Origin of the sequence: Psychrobacter pasteurii (assembly GCF_900162815.1) — a bacterium.
Classification (GTDB): Bacteria; Pseudomonadota; Gammaproteobacteria; order Pseudomonadales; family Moraxellaceae; genus Psychrobacter; species Psychrobacter pasteurii.
On record NZ_FUGD01000190.1, the window covers coordinates 1 to 242 of the forward strand.

The following is a 242-nucleotide window of genomic DNA, read 5'->3' on the forward strand; positions in this document are numbered from 1 at the left end:
AGACTTAATTCATAAATTCACCACCAAGCTTGTTAAAGATAACAGCTTAATTGTGGTTGGTGATGTTAAATCACGCTCATTTACAACTAAAAAAACCAATCTAGCTAAATCAACATACGATGCAGGATGGTTTGAACTTAAAAGACAACTGGAATATAAATGCAAGCATGCAGGTTGTCAGTTTGAGATCGTAAATGAGAGTTACACTACCCAGACCTGCTCGTGCTGCCATAAAATAAGTG

1 protein-coding gene is annotated in these 242 nt (G+C 36.4%); it reads left to right on the forward strand.

The window, feature by feature from the left end; translation table 11 throughout:
- Positions 1–242: IS200/IS605 family accessory protein TnpB-related protein (locus A1232T_RS13255; protein ID WP_143514013.1), on the forward strand; the 242-nt coding region annotated here is incomplete at both ends.